This is a genomic window from Ornithinibacillus bavariensis (assembly GCF_050433565.1).
In the GTDB taxonomy this organism is placed as follows: Bacteria; Bacillota; Bacilli; order Bacillales; family Amphibacillaceae; genus Ornithinibacillus; species Ornithinibacillus bavariensis.
On sequence record NZ_JBNPWZ010000001.1, the window covers coordinates 291,171 to 311,753 of the forward strand.

A 20,583-nucleotide genomic window follows, 5' to 3' on the forward strand; every position below is an offset into this window, starting at 1 on the left:
TATTTTAAATAGGATATTGAATTATCATAATGAAAGCGTTATAATTACAATATACAATATTCTGTATAAAGGGATTCCAACGCTTGTATGAACATGATTGGAGATGATACGGGATGTCTATCTCGAATAAGCTTAATCTTGCACAACGTGAATTAGGTAGGTCTGTCATTCAAGTGAATCCTCACCTAGCCGAAGAAGTTAGAGGCAAAAATAGTGAACGCTTGTATTTTGGAATGAAAGATACGATCCAAATACCTGATAAACTGATCCAGGTTTTACGTGCGAATCCAAATTATGCTTGGTTAACCATTGATAAGGCAGCAGATAAGGGAAGAGCATTGGATACGGATTTAATCAATCCACTTACATATCGGGTGATGACCGGCTCATCTAGTGGTGGACCAATAAATATTCTAAAAGGTATAAATGATTTTGCTATTGGAACGGATGGGGGAGGGTCAGTTCTAGCACCAGCGATGAGCTGTCAATTACCTTCCATTATCGGCGCAGGGACTGGTTTATTTGTAAAAAATAAAAAGGTATCAACAGACAACGTGGAATTCACGGGTAGTGTTGGTGTTATTGCCAAGAAAATCTCCATTTTGAGGAATGTGATGGAGACAATGCTGGGGACGACGCTTTCCTCGAATAGAGAAAAGGCACGCATCGCTATCCCCAAGAAGGGGTCCCTTCGTACACCAGATGGTAAAGATATGTTTGACAAAATACAACATTATCTATCAAGTATTGATTGCTCATGGTATGAATTGATCGAAATAAATATGAATGGAATCCAAAATCGTCACGTCGGGATAGAACTCATTCAAACTTGTTTCAAAAAGCATGATATTGATATGATTCTAACCTGTGAAGGCCCGGTTGACGTATATGGTTATGGGGAAACAATTCCAATGCATTTTGGTGAAGTTGGAAAGGAAATTACTGACAACCATGGGAAATATCTTATTAGGGCAGCCAATATTGCAAAGACAACAGCTATTACCGTTCCAACCGAAACGCTTGCCAGTGGGATTGTCGTTATTGCAAAAGAGGGTATCAAGCATTGTCAAGTAGCACTTGATTTCGCAGAGAAGTTAGAGGAGTCTATCAAACTACCAAAGGTATGGAGTAGATATTTTCTTGAAAATGATGAAAAATTTACAAAGTTATCTTTTTAGTGAAATATAGTAAAGCGTATTCATGAGAAAACAAAGTATTTTATAGGGGGAATATACAGGTGAACTTAGAAGAGTATAATCAGCGTTTACAATTACTACTTGAGGAAAACATCATTACAAATGAGGCTCATACTGTCGCGGAGAAGGTCTTTATGAATTTTATAGCTGTGGTAGGAAAAGAGGAAGTAGATCACGCTGAGATGCTTTTTACCCACTTACCAATGGCCCTTACTCGTATTCAAAATGGAGAAGAAGTTGAGAAGCCGTCAGCATTAATCATGAAGGAGATTGAAGAATCAAGTCATATTTCCTGTGTTAAAGAACAAGTAGCTTTTATTGAATCCTTATGGAATAAACCACTACCACAAGGTGAAAAAGAGTACTTATATATGCATTATGTAACCGTTTTAAATGCAAATTGTTAAAAAAAGAAGGAGGAAATACGATGAAGATTGTAATTGGTGGACAGGTAGAGAAAAAGGAAATTGAGCGATTGATTAAGGAGTTTGATCCTTCAATCGAGACAGCTGTAAAGTCTGATTTAGAAGCGGCAATGGCAATGAAAACTGGTCAAGCGGATTATTATTTAGGTGCTTGCCATACTGGTGGTGGAGGTGCGCTTGCAATGGCACTTGCGATGCTAGGTAGAGGCCAATGTGAAACTGTATCAATGCCAGGAAGAAAGCCAAATGAAGAGAATGTTTTGGAGGCAGTGAAGGCTGGGAAAAAAGCTTTTGGTTTTACTGGTGATCATGTTGAAGCTGCAGTTCCAATGATTTTAAATGCAATTAAAAACAATTCATAGGTAAGGGAGGAATAGGTAATGGAAACATTATTTGTCGTACTAATTGGTGCAGTAGCAGCTGTTTTAGCAAATAGAAATATTGCTGTATTTAATGATGGCCTGCGTCCAGTCGTTTCAGAGCATATTGAAGGTAGTTTGAAACGTAGAGAACTAGCTTTAACAGCATTCGCCATGAGTTTTGGCCTTGTAATCGGCTTCGGTATTCCATTCACATTATCAGCAAGTATCATTCTCATTCATAGTATTTTACTTGGTACTGATATTATTGGTCTACTTGTACCGAAAAATAAATGGGGTACACCAGTAGCTGCTGTTGTGGGTGGTGTTTATGGTTGGGGACTAATCGCTGGTCTAGAAGGATTTGTGAAATTATTTGATTATTTACCAGTTAATTTCTTAGAACCACTTGGTGAGGTTGGAACCCCAGTTGTTGTAACTTTTATGGCATTCCCTGCATTAGCAGTTGCATTGCAATTTAGTATTAAAAAAGGTATTTTAACATTTGTTGTAGCTGCAATTGTTAGACAGCTTGCTGTATGGGTAAATACCGAGGGCTTCCTTAAAATAGGAGAAAATACCGTTTCTTTAAACCAAGAAGGAATGGCTCTAATCGTTGGTATGATTTTCTTATTCGCGTATGCAATGAAAGAAAAACCAGAAGGTGCTTCTATCGACTTAGCTTCTTTATTCAGTGAAAAGGTAAGTCGAATTAAGAAAAATGTTGTGTTCTTTATGGTTATTGGTGGATTAATTGCTGGTGCTACTAATCTACTATTAATGGCTGGTGATCCGATTTCACTAAATCTACTTGCTGAAGGCAAGCAGACAGATGCAGGTATTGCTGCAGCAGCAAGAGCTATCGGCTTCATTCCATTAGTAGCGAGTACTGCAATTGCAACAGGTGTTTATAGTCCTGTTGGGTTCACACTAATTTTTGTTGTAGGATTATTTGTCCCAAATGTTTGGTTTGCCGTAATTATTGGTGCATTAGTTATTTTCTTAGAAGTAATGCTATTAAACTATATTGCTAGATTCCTGGATAAGTACCCAGGCGTTCGTAACTCTGGTGAGAATATCCGTAGTGCAATGACTAAGCTACTAGAAGTTGCCTTATTAATTGGTGGTGCAAATGCAGCAAATACAATTGCACCTGGATTCGGCTTCTTCTTCATCGCAGGTTTCTACCTACTAAATGAAATTGCAGGACGTCCAATTGTTCGTATGGCAGTCGGCCCTGTCGGAGCAATCGCAGTAGGAATCATAGCCAATATCCTTGTATTATTAGGAATTATGGATATTCCTCAGTAAGGGTAAATCAGGAACAGGTCCCTTTTTCACCTGCAGACAATGCAGTGAAGGAAGGGACCTGTTCTTATTTTGCTAGTATTTAAATTTCTGTATGCTGTTTTCCATTTCTTTGGATAGTGTTGCTAGGTGTTCACTTGCTCTTGATATTTCTTCCATGGAAGCGGATTGCTGTTCCATGGAAGCAGAGGCTTCCTCTGTTGCAGCAGCGTTTTCCTCAGAGCTAGCTGAGAGATTCTCGATAACCCCGATAATTTCGGTTTTCTTTTCTCCCATTTCTTCACCAAGCTTCGTAATATTTTGAATAACGGCTTTCATGCTATCTAGTGAAGTCGATATTTCCTCAAACTTATCATTTGTAGTCTTAACACTATTAGCCTGTGATTGAACGATATCTCCAACCTGTTCAATCGTATCAACAGCAAGCTCTGTTTCTTGTGTTAATCTCTGAATAATGGTTTCAATCTCTTGGGTAAATTTGTTTGATTCCTCGGCTAGTTTTCTAATTTCATCGGCAACAACAGCAAAGCCTTTACCAGCTTCTCCTGCACGCGCTGCCTCAATACTAGCATTTAGTGCAAGTAAATTTGTCTGCTCTGCAATACTCTTAATCATTTGGCTTGCTGTGGCAATTTTTTCAGCACTTTGGTTCGTATTATCAATAACATCTTTAATTTCTCCAGTAGATTGATAAGCCGAATTTGTCTTTTCATTCAGGTCTTGTAATATGTCTAGTGCGTCATTCTTAATTCTATCTACATCCCCTGCAGATACATTCAATTCCTGGATATATTCAAGATCCTTCGTTATCAAATCACCGAACTCATTAATATTAATCGCACCTTGCTCTGTGTCACGTGCCTGTACACCTGTACTATTGGAGATTTCTTCAATTGTATGACTTACTTCCTGTGCAGCTGCAACTGATTGCTCACTCGTCTCCATTAATTCATGTGAGAAGGCTGCAACTTCTTTAGAAGAATTCGATACATTTTTAATAAGATGTACTAAATTCGTTTGCATATTATTCATATCTTTAATAATATCGCCTATCTCATCACCTAAACGTAGGTAACGCTCTGGGATTTCCTTTGTAAAGTCACCTTGTCCCAATAATTGGATATGTTCCGAAGCAAATTTAATAGGCTTCGAAATTTTGTTGGAGACAACATACGATACAAGGAAAGAAATTATTGTAATGATGATAATGGAGACAATAACCATAGCAAGAATTTCATTTGAACTATTTGCCAGTTCATTTTTATCGACTAAAACGATGTAACGTAATCCAACCTGTGAATTAGTAGAGTCTACAATCTTTATATTGTAAGCCTTTCCATTTAATTTGGCGTCAAATGGCTTATCTGGTAATTTAGTGGGGTCTTCTAATTGTTTAATCCCTAATTCAGATATACTAGCGGATTTTTCCAGGTTTTCATCTTTAGGATTAGCAATAATATTACCGTTTTTATCAGCTAAAATAATATAGCCTGAGTCACCGATTTTTAGCTTTTTAATCATTTCTGTTAAGTTGGTTAAATCCACGTCCACACTTAGTACTCCACGAACGTTATTACTTGTATCTTTTACTGCTTTAGCGGCAAAGATGACAAGGTCACCACTAGATGTTGTATATGCATCGGAAAAATTAACTTTGTCCTGATTTTCCAGTGCTAGCGTATACCAGGAGCGTTCTCTTGAATCGTACCCTTCATCCCGGTCACTGCCTGGATATTGAGTGAAACCACCATTGGCTTCAACACCAAGGCTTGCAGCAATAACTGATTCATGACTAGTTACAAATGACTCGAAGGTTCGAAAAATATCTGCCTCATACGGATCTCCTTCAAGCGGCTTCATAGGAATTTTTCCATTGACACCGGTTTTATCTATAAAAGTTGTAATACGCTCATCTGCTTCACGCAAATTCGAGAACGTACTCAACATATTTACATTCGATTCAATATCTGAAAAGAAGTTGGACAGACTCAAATCAACCTGATTTATTTGTTGTTCCATGGAACGGTTGAAGTCGAGTTTTGTTTGTGAGTTTACTTTAAATGCTACAATAACTCCACTTATCAACAATGAGATGATAGTAATAGATAATATTGCGACCTTTAATTTTGTATTAATTGTATTTAATCTAAATTTCCTTTTTTGATTTTTCTTTGTTGCCAAATCTATTCTCCTTTTAATCCAAATTAGTAATTTAGTAGAAAAGCAACCTATAAAAAATCAACGATCCCCCCTTGATCTAGACTCCTATGTATAACCAGTGCTGTATCCACTCATTTTCAATAGGGCTTTAGTACTATAGGAACATTATACTGAAATTTTTGAGATTTGGGTAGGGGGCTTGTAGCTTCTGAAGATCTCGATTAAGCCGAGACTTTCCAGAAGTTGGCAAACCCTCCAAAAACCAGTATTTACATTTTCTCTATAACACCCATGCTTTCTAATAGAATCTTTGCATCGCTATTTAAATAATCTAATACATCGTGACGTAAAAGTAACTTCGGGTTATTTTTAATTGCCAATTTGACACCACTAAGATTAAACTTTTTTGCTGATATATTAATGGCATTAATTGCTGCCATCTCTATTCTAGATAAAGGCTGAAGTCCCGATTCAAACCGTTCCGAAACAAAAGACAGTATTTCTCTAGCATTTGTGTTGAGTCGGTGTTTTTGATTCTTTAATAACTCGTAATTGTTCTCTACATAACGCCTAGCAGTTCCGAAGTCAAGTTCCTCTGTTGATTGGTTAATTTTATTGATGATTTCTTCTAGTTGCATACGAATACATTCCTTTTTCGAGATAATTTTTGCTTATGGAGTATTTTATTATAAATATAGATGTTTTTCGAGTTATTAACTTATAGAAGGATTGCTGAGATTTATTTTACTCGAAATAATGAATTTAAGTAAACGAGACAGAATAAGATACCGATAATAATAGAGATGTTAAAAAGGTTGAGAGAATATAAATGGAGGAAACTAAATGAAAATTAAATTACCTATTATTCTAGTAGGCATTGTTCTTTTACTTACTGCTTGTTCAAGTGATGATAGTGAGAAACAAGCAGACATAGAAAAGGAAGAGAAAACTATATCTAAGACCGTTAATAAAGAAGAGGAAAGTGCGAAGGAACTAGAACCTACTCTTGATGAATCATGGTTTGGTGATTGGGTATTTTTAAGTGATGATATAAATGGTAGTATTCAAATTCAAAAAGAAACAGATAACCAGGTCTCTGTATATATAAAAGGATCAAGTATAAGTACTGTTAATAATAGCTCTTATGGTAATGCTATAGAGGGAAGTGGAACGATTGAAGATAATAAAATGGCTTTTAAAAGGACTATAGATGGTACATGTACAGGAACCTTGGAAAAAAATGATAATATGATCACACTAACAACAGACAGTGAAGCCTGTAATACTCCCCAGATCTATTTGGATGGGGAATATATAAAGGCAGATTCCATTGAACAAGAACCATTAATTACCGAGGAAAATGGTGAGTTTTTCGTTTACGGAGTAACACTAGGTGATTCGCCGTCTTTTGTGAAGCATATGCTTGGTAATCCAACATTTGAAGGACCAAGTGAAGATGGATTTTACCCATGGGTGCTAGAGTATGATAAACCAACTGCAACCATCTCAATATTTGAGGGTCTAATGAATAGTATTATAGTCGGAAATATTAGTCTTGATGAATTCACTAATGGCATACCTGGTGAATTTACTGGAAAGTTTTACAAGACTGAAGATGATACTACTTTATATTTATACAATCCAGAAAATGAACATTTATTAATCTATCGTGCTGAATCAGAAGATTTGTCAACAGGAAGCATCTTATTCCAGCACGCGGACGGCAACTTCCATGTAGGGGTTGAAAATGGATGGATAATAGAAACGGACAGTAGTTGGGAATAATAGGTCTGAATCAGAAGAAATGCTAGGAGGCGTTGTGAAGTGGTACCACTTCACAATGTCTTTTTTGATGCTAACTGCACAAGGTAACTTATTTGGTGAAGGAGGGTAATTCGTATAAGGAAAAATCAATTTTTCGTTTTTCATGATTGGCTAATCCTCTGTGGTGGAAATAGCAAAATTGGCATTAACACTGCCGTCATCGCAGAAGAACTACAGAAACTGGTAAATGGGTTTCAGCTTAGCAAGGGCGGCGAGGTACTCCTCGAAATAACTTGATTTCGGTTGAAAAAATAATAATTAAGACCTTGCTACATGTGGTCAAGGTCTATTTATTACCAAATGGACGGAAGTACTCAGTCCCGACATCCCACAAGAACTTATACCTAGATTCTTGCATATAGTACTTCAAAGACTTCTTGAGGATGAATATGATGCATATTACAATCAACTTATACAATTTCAAGGTTAATAATATTTCTGGTAATGGCTCTATCACTATTGGTGAAGCAATCCATAATAGTCATACGTCCAAAATTAAATCCCAGGGGGCAAACTCATCCTATGGTGATGCATCAAACAATGAAGCAATGATGGAAAATATTTATATTGATCCAGATGTAAATGATATGACAGATATCGGAAATGCCGATTCAGCAAATATTGGGTTACCAACACTGGAATTAGGTCAATAGAAAGGTATAGAGTTGTTTGGTCGTACCTGTAAATATGCGGAGAGGATGTAATCTCGCAAAGTTATAAGAAGTAATTTCAGTCAGTATCTCATGATCCAGAAGCATGTAGTAGCTTCAAAAGACATAATGAATGCGAGATTCATTAAAGAATTATGATAAAAGGAGAATTCGAATGCCATATCAGATAAACATTATAGGTATTAAGGTTAACGGCATGACACAAAATGGAAATCTTGATATTGGTCCAACTGTTCATAATAGTCATACCTCCAATACGAAAATGTTTGGGGCTAATTTTTCTTTGGGAGATTTGTCTGCAAATGGCTCACAGCTAAATACATTTATTATTGATCCTGATGTTAGTGATCAAGATCAAATTGCAAACCCTTCTCTACCAATGGTTGGGCAGGTCTAGTCGAGTTTTAATGGGGTGATGTCATGGATATTGAGAAAGTTAAAAAGTGGGTAGACTTTACTCAAGATTTTCAAAAAAGCAGCTTATGGCCAAATAAGAATGAGCAATATTCACCCGAAAAGTTTTTCAAAGGAAATGAAAAAAAGGACCGTCCTGTAGTTTTACAGAAAGAAACAGACTTCCCTAAAGTCGATGTATATCGAGACGACACTTATGTTTACATGCTGATTGAAGTTCCTGGAATCGACCCAAAGGCATTGCAAATTTCCCTACAATCCAAGCATCAATTAATTATAAAAGGAAATGTTCAGCAGCCATTCATTTCACCAGAAACTGCTGTTAGAAAAGAACGGTTTTATGGTAGCTTTGAACGGATAATCCAACTTCCCGAACCAACCGAACCACAGCTAATCCAACTAAGCTCATACCAAGGTGTAATACAAGTTATATATCCCCGCTCGAACGAGATAACTCCACTACATTTTAGTTGGTGAATAAGGTGCTACTTCGATAGGGAGGTAGAATTAGAAAAAGGCAGACTTGAGAGTGGGTAAAGATATAACGGAGGATTTTACCTACTCTTCTTCATTTTTGTGAACGCTATGAACTTGCTCAATGCTAGAAGAAATAAAAAACTATAACTGTATGTACTTTATTCCTTTTATGTAAAAAATAGAAGGAGGTTGAGCTTTAGTTTATTATTTATCTTATTACCAATCGTGAAGAAAGAGGCAGGAATAAATAGAAGTTTATTTATGTTTTCAAAAGTAAGATTACCATTGTATTATTTTTTATTAGTCCTAGCCTCTGTATGATTTAATCAATAACACTAATTAATTATTATTTAATTCTTTGTAAACAATTACTTTTAAAGCTGTTAATTCCTCTTCCGTAAAATTCCTCTCTATTTCTTGTAACAATTCCTCTTTGGTAATTTCCCCTTGCTGAAATTGAGATTGAATATTTTGTAGTTCTTTTATCCCTAGTTTTTTAATAATTAATCTAGTAGCTTCTTCTTTACTAGTAAATGGCAAGTCAGATTCATCTACTGATTTAGCATCCTTTAAAAAAGCTTCAAGCTCAGGATCATTTTCAATTGTTTGCTTTATTATTTCTATTTCTCCACTATTTAGTAACTCAGAAGATAAAACTTCCATGAGTTTTTCTGATGCCAATTTCGTTCCAAAGAAGTAAACGCCGTAGCCAAGCCCAACTAAAGCAATAATTACTATCAATAAATATTTAAGTAATCGCATAGTACTCCTCCTTTTTATAAATATACAATACTTTCAAATATAATTGGTGAAATAAAATTAATAAAAATCAAAATTCTTTGCTGTTGAGTAAAGAACTATATCATGATAGTTTCTAGCCCTGATGCAGCTGATAAACAAAAAGTAGTACCTTCAAATTTATCAGTTATACTGCTAAAGAAAAACAAGAGTAGCCCATTGGCCACTTTATGGTGGTCAGACTGCTCTTGTTTTTGTTGTATTGTCAATGTTTTTTGGTTAATTAATATTGTTATTTGTCGGTGTTTCAACTCCACTACTTGTGGAAACTTTAGACGATATTTCAAGATGCTCCTGTAAGACTCTCTTTGTTTCTTCTAGCTTTTCTTGATCAAGTACCCAGTAGTATTTCTTTTTCGGTACATATTCCCAGTAATCAGAACCCTCTAATGAATAGGTGTCGATATTTAATCCACCTGAAGTTCCATAAGAAATAAAGCTCTTCATTTCATCGAATTTCATATTGGTTGTCATGTTCTTACCAACAGCTTTTATGATATCATCATATTTTAAAATGGAATTAAGAGAGATTGTCTTTTTAACTATTGCTTTAATAATTGTTTGTTGTCGTTTTCCGCGTTCGATATCGTTATCTAGCTTCCTTGTTCTGGCAAGTGCTAATGCTTCTTCGCCATCTAATTCCTGTTCACCTGCATACAAATGAATGGCATTAGCAACATCCTTAGAGTTTTGTTCATAAAATTCATATGGGACGTCAACTGTAATACCATCAACAGCATCCACCACATCGATAAAGGCCTCGAAATTTACCTTCACCCAATAGTCAATTGGAATACCGAGAAGTTTTTCAATCGTGTCAATTGTTGCTTCAGTTCCACCAAATGAATGTGCATGATTTATTCGATCCTCATAGCCGACTTCCGGAATGTAAACCTTCGAATCACGTGGAATGCTTAGTAGTTTAACTGATTTATCTTTCTTATTTAATGTAGCAACCATTAATGTATCTGTTCTTGAGTTATCTGCATTTGCACGAATATCGCTAGCATCAACTCCCATAATTAAAACAGAAACATTATCTTTCTTCGGATCGACCCTAGCATCACGAAGTGCTGATTTCTCCCTACCATCTTCTTCATGTGAATCGGAAAAAACGGTCTCTGCAGTGGCATATAAATGTATCATATAACCTATAACCGAAATAAATAGTATAATTGGTATTAACAAAACATATACTCTACGTCTAAGCTTTCTTTTTCGCTTTTTTTTCATTATTCTTGTGTTTGGTGATGTCTTACTAGACATAATATTTACTCCTTCGTTGAATAAAGTAAACCTCTATTAAAATAGCAACTTTAATTTTTGAATTTTTATAAATAAAAACTAACTAGTATATTGTACTATGAATCTGGTTATTCGTAAATGATAAAAACAATCTGCAATGTGCTTGATATCTTCTAATAATAAGTCTATTACATTTGAAATATTTTACATACAATTTATACATATTATAGGGAAAAAGTAATAGTACATAATTTATTTTTGTAAAATATATGTTGATGTCTTATAATTAGACGAAAATAATTGGTGATAGGATTCGTTTTTAGTGAAAATTATTATTTCAATATGTTTGTAGATAGGATCTTACATAAGGACTTGAAAAAATTAACATAAGAAAGGGTATTAGGTATGGGTGCCTTTAAAACAGTATCGGTTATGGGAATTGATTTCATTAACACAACGAAAGAAGAGTTTTTAGAAAAGGGTCTTATTCCCATTTTAAATAGGAATGAAAAATGCTTTGTCGTTACAGCAAATCCTGAAATTGTTATGAAGGCAAATGAAGACCATGAGTTTAAAAGGATTATTCAATCGGCCGATTTCGTTGTTCCGGACGGAGCGGGAATTTTGATGGCGGCGAGACATAAGAAGCAGCCCTTACAGGAAAGAATAGCTGGAACAGATATTATGATGGATTTGTTAAGCTATGCAAATGAAAAGGGATTGAGTTGTTTTTTTTTAGGGGCCTCTGAGGCTGTGAATGAAAAAGTTGTATTAGAAGTAAGAAAGCAGTTCCCTTTTGTTAAAATTGCTGGTTCTCATCATGGTTTCTTCCCATTTGATGATACAACAATTGTAGAAGGGGTTAGGAAGGCGAATCCAGATCTAGTATTTGTGGCAACTGGTTTTCCCCGTCAGGAAAAATGGATTTCACAAAACCTTGATACGTTTGAAAAAGGGATATTTATAGGAGTAGGTGGAAGCTTTGATGTACTTTCTGGTGAAGTCAAGAGGGCACCTGAGACATGGATAAAGTTAAATTTAGAATGGCTCTATCGATTAATAAAACAGCCATTTCGCTTTGTTAGAGTATTAAAGATATTTAAATTTATGTTTCGAATATGGTTTAAAAGAAGTTAGTTTTGTTTTGATTCTACTAACTTCTTTTTTATTTTGTAAATACATTTACTTACATGCTACAGTGCATTGATAAATATAAGTATTTAATAATAGAAATGTGAATTAGAGTTAATCATCTTCTCCTGCAAACTTGGAAGGATTCCTTCCATCTTCTGGTAAATTTAAGTGATGGCGAAGCTCATTAGCAATTTTCCACTTGCTGTCTTCTCTAACATTATAATACCAAAGTCCGTCCTCACCATACCCACTATCTCCTTCAAAATTAATGGTATCAATAGTATATGGATACTCAATACCGTAATGAAATAATGTTCTTATCTCCTGGAAGGTTAAATTTGTTTTTAGGTTGGTGCCAACTGCTCGAATAATATCATCTATTTTGAAAAGATTGGGAAGAGATGTCGATTTTTTTGCGATTTGTTTCATGATATCTTGTTGTCTTTTGCCGCGCTCAATATCATTATCATATTTTCTTGATCGGACAAGTGCTAGTGCCTCTTCACCGGATAATGTTTGGTACCCAGGAAATAAATGAACAGCATTCTTATTATCATGTGAATCTAACTCACGGATTTCATAAGGAACATTGTAAGGGATTCCGTCTAGAGCTTCTACAACGTTTATAAATGCTTCAAAGTTTACTCGAACATAATAATCGATTGGTATATGCAAGAAATTCTCAATAGTTTCTATGGTAGACCTAGGACCACCATAGAAGTGGGCATGATTTATCTTCGTTGTACGATCGATTTCTGGTACATAGACGATGGTATCTCGAGGTATACTTAGTAACTTGATGGATTTATCCTCTTTATTAAAGGTAGCAAGCAGTAAAGCATCTGAACGACTAGCCTCATGATAATCTCTTTCTTCTCCAGTATCTATTCCAATAAATAAAATGGAGATATTATCTTTTATTGGATCCACAGAATAACTGCGAAGACGTGACTTCTTATTTTCCCTTTCAATATCCTGGTGAGATTGGGTGAGAATATTTTCTACAGTATGGTATAGATATGCACCGTAGCTTATGAGAAATATAAGGAGTATAGGTACTCCGAATATAAACAACCATTTTAATGAACGTACTAGTTTTTTGAACATGGGCAATAACTCCTTACTAGCTTTAAAAGGCAAATATCCTACCTCATAAGAACTAGTTTTTACGACGGTGTTATGAAAGATGTTACGTTTTATTTTCCCTGACAATGAAGAAGCAAAAATCTATTCCTAATCCATTTTACAAACTTTTTCGTAAAACATGTTCATTGCCGTAGCGTGATAGTTCTGATAGTCGAACTGACTACTGCTCATTCTTTTTCCACTGAGATATTCCTGCATTCCATTGGCAAGACCAAAAACTGAGTTTTCTACTATTAATCCATAGTCAGTTCCTATTACACTTCTTGGACCAGGTGTATCGGTTGCAATAACAGGCTTACCTAATATAAGTGCCTCTAAAAGGACGATAGCCTGTCCCTCGTAATTGGAGGATAGTACAAAACAGTCGCATTGGTTCAATAAAGGATAAGGATTTTCTAAAAAACCAGTGAAAATGACTTTATCTGCTAGGCTCATTGAATGAACTTGTTGTGTTAGTTCTTCTTTAAGTACTCCATCCCCAACGATATACAACCTCACTTGCTGATTATGAGTTGCCACTAGAGAAAAAGCATCAATTAGCTTTCTGTGATCCTTCTCGGGACTTAGGCGACCAATCGTTATAAAATTGACGTTGTCATGATGTGGGAATGGAAAACTATCTTCACTTCTTGTTAATTGGTTATTACTAGTGGGTATTAATTCTTCCCCTAATTCAAATTGATAATTATTTTTATTTTTTAATTGGAAAATCTGTTTATAATCAATGGCGTTTATTACGTAATCCATTTTCGATTCTTGGTTCAAATATGGTTTCAAACTCTTACAGTTTTGCTTATGAGTAAGCTCAGAAACAGACAGTACTTTGTCAAATTGATTATATAAAGAAAAAATAGCCCTCAAATTTCGTTTATGTGGATATTTATTATTTACAACTTTATACATTTCTTGTTTCATATCCGAATGTAGATAGATGCATCTCTTTTTGAAATTTCCAAAGGCAAAAACAGATGCCCAAAAAGGACTATAACCGCCGAAATCAATCCCAATGTCAAAATTAGAGAGTCCAACCAAACGGTCATACTCACGCTCGTACATCCGTATTGGAGCTATTTTTTTGATTCCGGTAAACAGAAAGAGTGTATGACGGTATATGTCTTTTAAAGATGAATTCCATGTTCCAACACGAAAAATATGGTGAACGTTATTGTTTACCTTCTCCATGTTTGTCAATTTTGCCCTACTCTTATTCGTGCCATGATCGATTAATGTTACATCATATTTCTCGTAATCCATTGAATTTAATAAGCTGACAACAGCAGAGGTAATACCATTGTTTAAAAAACCTCCGCCATACATTAAAATCTTCATTTTATTTGTTGAGGTACTGTAAAGGTTTTCCATACTCTTCTGTAATAAAACAGTATCTACAAATCGTTTTGTTGCCTGACCATTATCGTGAGAACAGAACTTTTTCACGAAATCGTCGTAGATACTTCTATAAGTGTTCTGTACATCATCTATATGATGAATCTGTTGAATTACTTCCTCCAGGGTTTGACATATAGGGCCAGGCAGTTCATGCATTTGTATATATAATCCACGCTCTTCCTTGTATTCATTAACATCATCAGCATAAAATATAACAGGTTTTCCTGTCGGTAAATATTCAAAAAAGATACTAGAGTAATCAGTGATCAGTATATCTACTATACTTAACAGTTCATTACTATCCACCCAATTGGGAACACATAGATGCTCCATATCTTTTTCAGCAAAATATTTACTAACAAAATAGTGGGATTTTAGTAATACTACATAGTCATCACTGATTAGTCGGTTTAATTGTTCGACAGCTTTTAGTAATTCTAGACTTTGGTTTTCCTCATTTCCAACCTTCCCTCTCCAAGTAGGTGCATAGAGAATTATTTTTTTATTTAATGAAACACCTACCTCGTTTCGAATTCTTTCTTTGTTTGCATTAAACATCAAATCAACACGGGGATATCCAGCCTCTAATACTTTTCCTCCATATATGCTTTCGATATCGTGTGATAGTAACAATTTTTCTGTTGTATACTGATTAGGGCTAACGAGATAGTCAGCAAACAACAAGTTACGCTGAATATTTTTATGATCAGTTAGCCCCCTATTTTTAATATCCATTCCAAGTGTTTTAAGTGGTGTACCATGCCAAGTATTGGCATAAACTTGTTCTTTTCGTTTATGAAAAAATGTAGGAAACGACGTATCGTTGATAAGATATTTAGCAGTGGCAAGATACTTTACATATTCTGCACTTTGAAATAAGACAAATGTTACATTTGTCAGGTTTTTCATTTTTTGGGGGATAACGGTATCTTCTCTTATTGCCCAAATATGGTGGTAATTATTAAAAGCAGATTCGTTAATCACGTAATTAAAAATAGCATAAGGATTCCCAGTTATGCTTCTTCCGTGGTAAGCTTCGTAAAAAATCAAATTGTTGTTTACGGGGAGAGTTTCCCATGCTTTGGTATAAATAGCCCTTAGGCGAAAGCTCCGATGAAATAAGTGTTTGAAAAGTGGATTTAATAAGAAGCGAATATCATAGGGAATAACTTTACGAATGAATTTTCTTATTGACATGACTTCCTCCGACAATACTAGATAATATTTTAGTTTTATTAGTATTGGGAAGAAATTAAGGAAATATAAGCTTGAATTTGGATAAAGTGATAGGCTAAAGACAGAGGTATGTTGATTAACAATCACATTCCCCAACCATTAGCTCGATGCTAAATAATCAGCAAGGGAAAGGTGTAATGAATTTAACTTGTTGTAAAAGGGGAGACTTCTGCTCGAGATGACTTCAAAGTTTCTGCTATTTCCTGTTAGAGACTCACTACTTTTCTTTTACTTCGATGCTAATGAATTGTTTTAAGTCTCAGCCTAATTTTCTTTGGATTTGTTACGAGGACCTACTACGGTAGAGTGAATATCTCTGGGTTATTGGAAAATACCCCGTCAACGCCTAGGTCTATTAACTCCTTATACCGTTCCTTATCATTTACAGTATAAGGATAAATTTTAAGCCCTAATTTTTTGCTTTCTGTAATAAGCTCTTTATCAGTCCAGCTTTGAAGCGGGTGGATACTATATAGATTTAGCCCACAATTTTTTGCGTAAGTCCATGGTTTTAAAATACGGTAATATAACAGAAGTCCAATAGGAATATCTGGTGCAAGTGTTTGAAATTTTTGTAGAGCTTCGTGATCAAACGAGGAAATGATTAGGTTGTTTAATCGGTTATGGTTCTTCAAGCAGTTATATAATAATACCTCGATTCCATCATATATCACAGGAATATTTTTAATTTCGATATTTAGAATCGTATCAAGTGGACAAATCTCTAAAATTTCATCAAGTGTAGCAAGAGAAACACCTGTAAATTCTTCTGAAAAAGTGAAGCCTACATCTATAGTTTTAATTTCCTTGAGAGTATAATCCTTTACCAGTCCTTTAGCAGTTGAATTAAAGCGCCGAAAATTATGATCATGAATAACCACTAACTGGTTGTCCCTTGAGAGTTGAACATCTAATTCAATCGCCCTTGCTCCATGTTCAATTGCCTTTTTTATAGCAGGTAAAGTATTTTCTGGTGCCTCTGTTAATGATCCTCGATGGGCAAAATTTAGTACCAACATAAATCCCTCCATAAGGTAGAAAGTGGATTGGAATACCAACCCGTTACCACTATTATAACGATATAGGGGAAGGTAATAAAGATATCTTATCTATATGTAAAGTGAAAGTTTTTTCAAAAATGATATAAATTAAAAATGCATTTGTTGAATCTACAACATAGCAAAAATAGACAAATATGTATATATCATTCACTCTATAAAACTTATTTGCTCAATGGCATCACTTGCAATAGACCTTTGATATTTTTTTAGAAAAATGTTATTCTACATTTAGAAGTTAAATAGGATCACATGTTACTGATACGATCAGGCATGGTGGTAACTGTCGGGATAGGTTTTTCCTATCTTTGTTACCCCATGCCTTTTTTTGTTGTGTGATTAATATACCATCAACCGTGACAATCTCATTCTTTTGGTTAAATGAGTTGCTTATGAGAATACTAATGAACATCTAAATTATACAGAAATAGGGAGGAAATATTTATGTTTAAGAACCTTTTTAAATCTAAGGAGAAACATACAACAAATGGGATAGAGGTTTTTGCTCCAATTACGGGTAAATTTGTTTCAATTGAAGAGGTGCCTGATCCTGTGTTCAGTCAAAAAATGATGGGAGAAGGCGGTGCTATTATACCTTCTAATGGACAAGTTGTTGCACCTGTTAGCGGTGAAATTATTCAAGTGGCGCCGACAAAGCATGCAATTGGTATTTTAGCTGAGGATGGCTCGGAATTATTATTACATATCGGCCTAGAGACGGTTGCAATGAGTGGGGAAGGATTTACTGTTCACGTCAACCAGGGTGATAAAGTGCAAGTTGGACAGCCCTTATTGGATTTTGATTTAGTATCGGTTAAAGAGAAGGCAAAGGATAGTATATCACCAATTGTATTTACTAATAGTGGTGATACTGGTAAGACTTATGAGCCGGTACATGTATCCGAATGTCAAGCAGGGGAAACAGTAATTTTTCAAGTAAAGAAATAGGATATTGACTTTCTATGCCTTTTTAATAAGGAGGTGAGGAATGTGAAGATAAAGAAAGTCCTAAATAATAATGCTGTTATTATCGTGGATGAGGGACAAGAAAAGATTGCTATTGGTGCAGGTCTTGCTTATGGCAAGGGAAAAAATGACTTAGTGAATATCACTAAAATAGAGAAGCTTTTTATTTTGAAAGAAAATGAAAAGCTACAGCGATTATTAGAAAGAATTCCTGAGGAGCATTTTATCCTTGCAGAGGAAATTATTTCCCATGCAGAAGAGGAGCTGAAAGGAAAGCTGAATGACCATATTTATCTAGCATTAAGTGACCATATTTCCTATGCCATAGACCGTCACCAACAGGGAATTGAAGTGAAGAATAAGCTGTTTGATGAAATTAAAGTCTTGTATCCAAAGGAATTTTCCATAGGTTTGTGGGCGATAGACTATATAAAGGACAAAATTAGGGTCGAGCTTGCTATTGATGAAGCGGCATTTATTGCACTTCACATCCACACCATGAAAATTCAAGGAGGTGATTTACGTACAACGGTTCGGCAAACGTCTATTTTAAAGGATATGGTGGACACGATTCAGGACTATTTAGGTATTGCTATTAACGAACACCATTTATCCTATGAAAGACTCATTACTCATCTTCGCTTTGCTTTAGTGCGATCAGAACGCCGAGAAAGAAATACGATGGATGAAGAACTGCTTATCATGATTAAAAAGAAGTTCAAGGACTCGTTTCGTTGTGCTAAAAGGGTTGGTGAAGAATTATCCTCTGTTCACGGTATACATTTACCAGAGGAGGAGTTAGGTTATATTGCCCTTCATATTGAAAGGATTAAAAATATTAATAATTAGGAGGAAAAAGACCATGATGAAATATTTACAAAGACTTGGTCGCTCATTAATGTTACCGGTTGCAGTATTACCTGCAGCAGCGGTTTTAATGGGGATTGGGTACTGGATTGACCCAGATTGGGGTACTGGTAGTGCTTTTGCTGCCTTTTTAATAAAAGCCGGTAGCTCTATCATTGATAATATTCCAATTCTTTTTGCAGTAGGTGTAGCACTTGGAATGGCCAAAACCCGTGATGGTTCTGCTGCATTAAGTGGTTTGGTTGGTTTTCTAGTTGTAACAACATTACTATCACCTGATTCGGTCGCTATGTTAAAAGGAATTGATGTCGAAGCGGTTAACCTTGCATTTGAAAATATTAAAAACGCATTTATAGGTATTCTTTCGGGATTAGTTGCAGCAAATATGTTCAACCGATTTAGTGAGGTGCAATTACCAGATGCCTTGGCATTCTTTAGTGGAAAACGACTAGTTCCTATTATGACATCAGCAGTAATGCTAGTAGTTTCTGGTATTTTATTCTTTGTTTGGCCAATTGTATATGGATGGCTTGTTGCGTTTGCAGAAGCAATTGTTGGTTTAGGTGCTGGTGGTGCAGGTTTATACGGATTATTTAACCGTTTATTAATTCCAACAGGATTACACCATGCCTTAAACTCAGTATTCTGGTTTGATGTTGCTGGAATCGCGGATATTAATAACTTCTGGTCTGGAAATGGTACGAAAGGTATTACCGGTATGTATCAGGCTGGATTCTTCCCAATTATGATGTTTGGTTTACCTGCAGCAGCACTTGCGATGTATCATACTGCTAAATCAAAGCGTAAAAAGCAAGCAGCTTCCTTATTAATGGCAGCTGGATTTGCTTCTTTCTTAACTGGGGTAACAGAACCACTTGAGTTCTCCTTTATGTTCCTTGCTCCAGCACTTTATGTTGTACATGCTGTACTTACAGGTCTTTCACTATTTATTGCAGCTGCATTCCATTGGACTGCTGGATTTACCTTTAGTGCAGGATTAATCGACTTTTCATTAAGCTCAGCCTTACCATTAGCAAACCAGCCTTTTATGCTATTACTTCAAGGTCTTGGATTTGCGGTAGTGTATTATGTGTTATTCCGTTTCTTAATTACGAAATTCAATTTAAAGACTCCTGGTCGTGAAGACGATGAAATGATTGAATCTGAAGAGGACGAAGTAGCTACATCTATAGGCGATAGTAAAAAAGATCGTTTTGCTACAATGGCAGCGCAAATTTACGCAGGTTTAGGTGGGGATGAGAACGTTACTTCCTTAGATAACTGTACAACTCGCCTACGATTAGAAGTAAAAGATATGGATAAGGTTGACCAAGCGAAAATCAAAGCAACCGGTGTACCCGGAATTAATGTTATAGATAAACATAATATCCAAGTTGTTGTTGGAACTAATGTTCAATTTGTTGCTGATGAAATGGAGAAGTTACGTAAATAATTTGGGTAGCAGGATAAGAGAAAAATCTCTTGTCCTGTTTTTTTGTTAGTAGGATAGGGGCGACTTCCAAAGAGGACTTGCAGATGTTTTTATGACTATCTATGAATAGCTGCTGATGGTTAAAGTTTATTGAGATAGTGGCCCAATAATGGAATGGAGGTTTCTATGCATTATCTTGAAGAGAAATTTGAAACGAAATAACGAATATCGATTCTCTATGCATCATTATGGGGAGGAACTTAAAACGAAAAGATGCGTAGCGGATCTCTATGTATCATTTTGAAGAAAGATTTGAAACGAAATGACGAATAGCAGGTGTCTATGCATCATTTTGGAGAGAAATTTGAAATGAAAAGATGCATAGCGGATCTCTATGTATCATTTTGAAGAAAGATTTGAAACGAAATGACGAATAGCAGGTGTCTATGCATCATTTTGGAGAGAAATTTGAAATGAA

At 35.4% G+C, this 20,583-nt stretch carries 19 protein-coding genes; 12 read left to right on the forward strand and 7 right to left on the reverse strand.

Annotated features, from left to right (window positions below):
- Positions 1-113: 113 nt before the first annotated feature.
- The 4 genes from HNR27_RS01315 to HNR27_RS01330 are packed head-to-tail and all read left to right on the forward strand — an operon-like array spanning position 114 to position 3,291.
- A complete protein-coding gene (locus HNR27_RS01315) occupies positions 114-1,178 on the forward strand; it encodes a hypothetical protein (RefSeq protein ID WP_429338488.1) in 1,065 nt (354 codons plus the stop codon).
- A gap of 59 nt (positions 1,179-1,237) precedes the next feature.
- A complete protein-coding gene (locus HNR27_RS01320) occupies positions 1,238-1,603 on the forward strand; it encodes a PRD domain-containing protein (RefSeq protein ID WP_429338489.1) in 366 nt (121 codons plus the stop codon).
- 20 nt (positions 1,604-1,623) lie between these two features.
- Positions 1,624-1,983, forward strand: a complete 360-nt coding sequence (locus tag HNR27_RS01325) for a DUF2620 domain-containing protein (RefSeq protein ID WP_429338490.1) — start codon at positions 1,624-1,626, stop codon at positions 1,981-1,983.
- An 18-nt stretch (positions 1,984-2,001) separates the two neighbouring features.
- Positions 2,002-3,291: a YhfT family protein gene (locus HNR27_RS01330; protein WP_212920446.1), complete on the forward strand. Its 1,290-nt coding sequence runs from the start codon at positions 2,002-2,004 to the stop codon at positions 3,289-3,291.
- Positions 3,292-3,363: 72 nt separating this feature from the next.
- Here the strand turns inward: HNR27_RS01330 and HNR27_RS01335 are convergent, their stop codons facing one another.
- Complete coding sequence (locus tag HNR27_RS01335) at positions 3,364-5,469, reverse strand: methyl-accepting chemotaxis protein (RefSeq protein WP_429338491.1); 2,106 nt, start codon at positions 5,467-5,469, stop codon at positions 3,364-3,366.
- A gap of 248 nt (positions 5,470-5,717) precedes the next feature.
- Positions 5,718-6,086 (reverse strand): hypothetical protein, encoded by a 369-nt coding sequence (locus HNR27_RS01340; protein WP_212920448.1) that lies wholly within the window; start codon positions 6,084-6,086, stop codon positions 5,718-5,720.
- A 205-nt stretch (positions 6,087-6,291) separates the two neighbouring features.
- Here HNR27_RS01340 and HNR27_RS01345 point away from each other — a divergent pair, with 205 nt between their 5' ends.
- The 4 genes from HNR27_RS01345 to HNR27_RS01360 all read left to right on the forward strand — a co-directional run bounded on the left by HNR27_RS01345 (position 6,292) and on the right by HNR27_RS01360 (position 8,834).
- Positions 6,292-7,233 (forward strand): hypothetical protein, encoded by a 942-nt coding sequence (locus tag HNR27_RS01345; RefSeq protein ID WP_429338492.1) that lies wholly within the window; start codon positions 6,292-6,294, stop codon positions 7,231-7,233.
- A 428-nt stretch (positions 7,234-7,661) separates the two neighbouring features.
- Positions 7,662-7,925, forward strand: a complete 264-nt coding sequence (locus HNR27_RS01350) for a spore germination protein (protein WP_373306334.1) — start codon at positions 7,662-7,664, stop codon at positions 7,923-7,925.
- Positions 7,926-8,097: 172 nt separating this feature from the next.
- On the forward strand, positions 8,098-8,340 hold the full coding sequence (locus HNR27_RS01355) for a spore germination protein (protein WP_212920450.1): 243 nt from the start codon (positions 8,098-8,100) through the stop codon (positions 8,338-8,340).
- Positions 8,341-8,363: 23 nt separating this feature from the next.
- On the forward strand, positions 8,364-8,834 hold the full coding sequence (locus HNR27_RS01360) for an Hsp20/alpha crystallin family protein (RefSeq protein WP_429338493.1): 471 nt from the start codon (positions 8,364-8,366) through the stop codon (positions 8,832-8,834).
- Positions 8,835-9,173: 339 nt separating this feature from the next.
- Here HNR27_RS01360 and HNR27_RS01365 read toward each other — a convergent pair whose 3' ends face one another.
- Together HNR27_RS01365 and HNR27_RS01370 are read right to left on the reverse strand one after the other, a co-directional pair.
- On the reverse strand, positions 9,174-9,596 hold the full coding sequence (locus HNR27_RS01365; RefSeq protein ID WP_429338494.1) for a hypothetical protein: 423 nt from the start codon (positions 9,594-9,596) through the stop codon (positions 9,174-9,176).
- Positions 9,597-9,851: 255 nt separating this feature from the next.
- Positions 9,852-10,898: an LCP family protein gene (locus tag HNR27_RS01370; RefSeq protein ID WP_429338495.1), complete on the reverse strand. Its 1,047-nt coding sequence runs from the start codon at positions 10,896-10,898 to the stop codon at positions 9,852-9,854.
- A 384-nt stretch (positions 10,899-11,282) separates the two neighbouring features.
- On the opposite strand from HNR27_RS01370, the gene HNR27_RS01375 reads away from it, so the two are divergent.
- On the forward strand, positions 11,283-12,014 hold the full coding sequence (locus tag HNR27_RS01375) for a WecB/TagA/CpsF family glycosyltransferase (RefSeq protein WP_429338496.1): 732 nt from the start codon (positions 11,283-11,285) through the stop codon (positions 12,012-12,014).
- A 108-nt stretch (positions 12,015-12,122) separates the two neighbouring features.
- Here the strand turns inward: HNR27_RS01375 and HNR27_RS01380 are convergent, their stop codons facing one another.
- The 3 genes from HNR27_RS01380 to HNR27_RS01390 all read right to left on the reverse strand — a co-directional run bounded on the left by HNR27_RS01380 (position 12,123) and on the right by HNR27_RS01390 (position 16,801).
- On the reverse strand, positions 12,123-13,118 hold the full coding sequence (locus HNR27_RS01380; protein WP_429338497.1) for an LCP family protein: 996 nt from the start codon (positions 13,116-13,118) through the stop codon (positions 12,123-12,125).
- A gap of 126 nt (positions 13,119-13,244) precedes the next feature.
- Complete coding sequence (locus tag HNR27_RS01385; protein WP_429338498.1) at positions 13,245-15,743, reverse strand: CDP-glycerol glycerophosphotransferase family protein; 2,499 nt, start codon at positions 15,741-15,743, stop codon at positions 13,245-13,247.
- A 335-nt stretch (positions 15,744-16,078) separates the two neighbouring features.
- On the reverse strand, positions 16,079-16,801 hold the full coding sequence (locus HNR27_RS01390) for a glycerophosphodiester phosphodiesterase (RefSeq protein WP_429338499.1): 723 nt from the start codon (positions 16,799-16,801) through the stop codon (positions 16,079-16,081).
- A gap of 483 nt (positions 16,802-17,284) precedes the next feature.
- Between HNR27_RS01390 and HNR27_RS01395 the strand changes: the two genes are divergently transcribed.
- From HNR27_RS01395 to nagE, 3 genes are read left to right on the forward strand one after another with little or no spacing between them, the layout of a single operon-like run.
- A complete protein-coding gene (locus HNR27_RS01395; RefSeq protein WP_429338500.1) occupies positions 17,285-17,788 on the forward strand; it encodes a PTS sugar transporter subunit IIA in 504 nt (167 codons plus the stop codon).
- A 42-nt stretch (positions 17,789-17,830) separates the two neighbouring features.
- Positions 17,831-18,655 (forward strand): PRD domain-containing protein, encoded by an 825-nt coding sequence (locus HNR27_RS01400; protein ID WP_429338501.1) that lies wholly within the window; start codon positions 17,831-17,833, stop codon positions 18,653-18,655.
- Positions 18,656-18,668: 13 nt separating this feature from the next.
- Complete coding sequence (gene nagE, locus HNR27_RS01405) at positions 18,669-20,126, forward strand: N-acetylglucosamine-specific PTS transporter subunit IIBC (RefSeq protein ID WP_429338502.1); 1,458 nt, start codon at positions 18,669-18,671, stop codon at positions 20,124-20,126.
- Positions 20,127-20,583: the final 457 nt, after the last annotated feature.

Excerpts from the sequence above, each read along its gene's own strand:
- HNR27_RS01315 (WP_429338488.1), top strand. The coding sequence starts at position 114 with ATGTCTATCTCGAATAAGCTTAATCTTGCACAACGTGAATTAGGTAGG.
- HNR27_RS01325 (WP_429338490.1), top strand. The coding sequence starts at position 1,624 with ATGAAGATTGTAATTGGTGGACAGGTAGAGAAAAAGGAAATTGAGCGA.
- HNR27_RS01330 (WP_212920446.1), top strand. The coding sequence starts at position 2,002 with ATGGAAACATTATTTGTCGTACTAATTGGTGCAGTAGCAGCTGTTTTA.
- HNR27_RS01340 (WP_212920448.1), bottom strand. The coding sequence starts at position 6,086 with ATGCAACTAGAAGAAATCATCAATAAAATTAACCAATCAACAGAGGAA.
- HNR27_RS01345 (WP_429338492.1), top strand. The coding sequence starts at position 6,292 with ATGAAAATTAAATTACCTATTATTCTAGTAGGCATTGTTCTTTTACTT.
- HNR27_RS01350 (WP_373306334.1), top strand. The coding sequence starts at position 7,662 with ATGATGCATATTACAATCAACTTATACAATTTCAAGGTTAATAATATT.
- HNR27_RS01355 (WP_212920450.1), top strand. The coding sequence starts at position 8,098 with ATGCCATATCAGATAAACATTATAGGTATTAAGGTTAACGGCATGACA.
- HNR27_RS01360 (WP_429338493.1), top strand. The coding sequence starts at position 8,364 with ATGGATATTGAGAAAGTTAAAAAGTGGGTAGACTTTACTCAAGATTTT.
- HNR27_RS01365 (WP_429338494.1), bottom strand. The coding sequence starts at position 9,596 with ATGCGATTACTTAAATATTTATTGATAGTAATTATTGCTTTAGTTGGG.
- HNR27_RS01370 (WP_429338495.1), bottom strand. The coding sequence starts at position 10,898 with ATGTCTAGTAAGACATCACCAAACACAAGAATAATGAAAAAAAAGCGA.
- HNR27_RS01375 (WP_429338496.1), top strand. The coding sequence starts at position 11,283 with ATGGGTGCCTTTAAAACAGTATCGGTTATGGGAATTGATTTCATTAAC.
- HNR27_RS01380 (WP_429338497.1), bottom strand. The coding sequence starts at position 13,118 with ATGTTCAAAAAACTAGTACGTTCATTAAAATGGTTGTTTATATTCGGA.
- HNR27_RS01385 (WP_429338498.1), bottom strand. The coding sequence starts at position 15,743 with ATGTCAATAAGAAAATTCATTCGTAAAGTTATTCCCTATGATATTCGC.
- HNR27_RS01390 (WP_429338499.1), bottom strand. The coding sequence starts at position 16,801 with ATGTTGGTACTAAATTTTGCCCATCGAGGATCATTAACAGAGGCACCA.
- HNR27_RS01395 (WP_429338500.1), top strand. The coding sequence starts at position 17,285 with ATGTTTAAGAACCTTTTTAAATCTAAGGAGAAACATACAACAAATGGG.
- nagE (WP_429338502.1), top strand. The coding sequence starts at position 18,669 with ATGATGAAATATTTACAAAGACTTGGTCGCTCATTAATGTTACCGGTT.